The sequence below is a fragment of the Anaerosporobacter sp. genome (assembly GCF_031551385.1).
Classification (GTDB): domain Bacteria; phylum Bacillota; class Clostridia; order Lachnospirales; family Lachnospiraceae; genus Anaerosporobacter.
Map to the genome: position 1 here is coordinate 1 of NZ_JAVBNS010000245.1, position 3058 is coordinate 3058.

2 protein-coding genes are annotated in these 3058 nt (G+C 35.7%); one reads left to right on the plus strand and one right to left on the minus strand.

All coding sequences use genetic code 11. The features are described from left to right. Nucleotides 1–1722 (plus strand): hypothetical protein (locus tag RMR19_RS18495; RefSeq protein ID WP_310604981.1); only part of this gene is annotated, 1722 nt, incomplete at its 5' end. A gap of 143 nt (nucleotides 1723–1865) precedes the next feature. Here RMR19_RS18495 and RMR19_RS18500 read toward each other — a convergent pair. Then, a partial coding sequence (locus RMR19_RS18500; RefSeq protein WP_310604982.1) for an NCS2 family permease occupies nucleotides 1866–3058 on the minus strand: 1193 nt, incomplete at its 5' end.

The following is a 3058-nucleotide window of genomic DNA, read 5'->3' on the forward strand; positions in this document are numbered from 1 at the left end:
GAGAATGAGAATACAAAAGAAGTTGAGAATATAGAAGAAAATCTGAATGGGTCAGAAGTAGAGCAGAAGATGAATATAGTAGATGCTTCTGCGTATAAGATGGATGTATTACATTTATTAAAAGTGAAGTTGACAGCGCAAAAAAAAGTAAACGTAGTGGATATAACGAAGTATAAAGATGAACATTATGAAGAAAAAACATTAACAAAGACAAAGGAAATCCCAGATTCATTAATTAATATGCTTGCAGAACATGTAATTGAGAATGGAGAAGTAACATTGATTGAGTCTATGCTTACTAGGAACGAGATATCTTGTGCGGAGTATGAGAAATATACGAATGTTGAGTTTGGTGAGATGGATGGGGCAAGATCAATTATAGTTGATGGAGACAACGACGGGATTGCGGATTTGTTCTCGTTGACGTTTACTGGGTTTAGTGGAGATTGTGAATTAGAATTTCGTAAAGGAAATGGGGACGGAACTTATACAAAAACACATATGTACTGGGGGTGCCTTCGTGCTCCATTTGGTGTGTTAAATTATGATAATGTGAATTATATACTGCTTGAAGATATTGATTATAAGACATCTAATTATGGTGGATATCATGTTTTTCTATATGATAATGGTGAAATGGTAGATGCGAAGAGTATATTGATAGAAACTGTTGACTATAAGATGGATATTTTGCAGGAAGAAAGCAGTTTTGCAGAAATAGAAGAAGTGAAGAATACATTATGTAAGAAAGAATATCCATCTATTTTGGAAAACAGCTATTATTATTCCATCATTGGAACAGCAGAACAGTTGAAAAAAGAAGGGGAGGATGCGTATTCTTGTGATATTGACAATGATGGACAAGTGGAGTATTACCATAAAAGTATGTCTTGGCCATCAAAGCTAAGTCTTGATATGCATTGCACATATGAGTTCGAAGATTCCACAATTGTAGCAGATATCTCAAATAGTCTACAAGAAGACGGCGAAGGTGAACTCTATACGTTTTGGTTTAATCAAGTAGGAAATCAAAATGTGCTATATATGTATTACGAAAAGGATTGGGATTATACGCTTTATGCTTTCTTGATTCAAAAAAAGGAAGTGTTCGGAGAGGAAAAGAAGATTGTAAAGCGAATGGAACAATTACAAGAACTAGAGTTGATGAAAATTGACGAGGTGAAAAAACTAAAGACAATAGATGAAATCATGGCGATACCAAAAGAAGTATTCAATGAGATGGGAGAAAAGGAACTCTGTGGAATAATCCTAAACCCAATAGGAGCAGGAACGTTCCGTTCTCTTGACAAATGGGCACAAAGGTTTAGGGAGGTTTATTCGTTTGACATGGAGGTGCTTTGCCATGAAAAGATGTATACGTTATTTTTAGAAGGTATCTCAGAAATTGCTTCTTGGAGTGAAGGTATTATAATTACAGAAATCGGGGAAGAGACGATTTTTGTGGATTGTGAAACTAACAAGGAGATTCAACGAATATGTTTTAAATGTAATGGAAAGCAATATCAGTATGAGGCGGTTATAAATGATGATTGCTTTGATACAGGAATAATAGACTATTTGAATGAAATTATAAAGGAACGAGATACAGAGAAACAATTTTGGGTAACAAGTGATGGATATCAAACCTATCTTATTTTTTTTAATACAAAGGAATGGGCGGAGAAATTTGAAGAATATATGGGGTATTCTTTGGAAGAATAATCAAGAATCCAGCTCCTTCACCAAAGGTAAACTTCTAATAGTAAGGATTTCGCTACTGTGAATATGTTGTGTGAACAGTAATAGTTTCATTAAAACAATAACGCCATTTGAAAAAATTCAAATGGCGTTATTGTTTTATAAATTTAGATAAGAGCTAATAGAATAAAATTAAGAATAAACAAACCTGATACAACCCAGATAATCGGATGCACTTCCTTGGCTTCCTTTTTGCATACTTTGACAATGCAGTAGAAGATAAAGCCAGTTGCAATACCATTTGAGATGCTATAGAAAAGTGCCATAGTGATACCAGCAAAAAATGCAGGAATTGCTTCGCTAAGGTTATCCCATTCGATTTCTTTGAATGAAGCAAGCATCATAATGCCGACAATAATAAGTGCTGGAGCGGTTGCTGAGGAAGGAATTGCACTTACGAAGGCAGCAAAGAAAGCACTAATAGCGAAACAGATAGCAACAACAACACTTGTTAAACCAGTACGTCCGCCAGCACCGATACCAGCAGCACTTTCGACATAAGTTGTTGTGTTTGATGTACCGAAAATTGCACCAATTGAAGTTGCAGTTGCATCAGCGAATAATGCTTTGTCCATCTTAGATTTGAAGCCTGCAGACTTGTCCATTGCCATTTCATCTTCTTCGCTAAAGATACCACTACGGCGTCCTGTTCCGATAAATGTTCCAATGGTATCAAAGGTATCCGATAAACTGAAAGAGAAGATTGTGATAAGTGCAATCGGAATCTTTGAAGCGTCATTGAATAAAGAAGGGATACCCTCTTTTGTGAAGATAATACCAAATGTTGATGGTAATGCAGCACAAGCATCGCTAAAGTTAACAGAGCTTCCCATGTTGGTAAGTCCCATAGGAATACCAAGTAATGTTGTTAGAATAATACCAATGAAGATTGCTCCTTTTACTTCAAGTATAAGAAGTACAACCGTGATAATTAATCCAATTACCGCTAAGATAGCAGTAAGATTGCTAGAAGAAAAGCCAGTTAACGTAGGTACAACTTGAGATCCAGGCATAGAAGCACCGATTCCAACTTCTGCGCCAGTATCGTTCGTAAAATTCAAGATATTAGCATTTTTCAGACCGATATAAGCAATAAAGATACCAATACCACCACTGATTGCATTCTGTAAACTTTTTGGAATCGATTTAATAATATACTTTCGAACTTTTGTTACCGTAATGAGAATGTTGATGATACCACAGATAAATACCATGGATAATGCCTGCTGCCATGTGAATTCAAGGACAAAGCAAACTGTATAAACAAAAAATGCATTCAGTCCCATACCTGGAGCTTGTG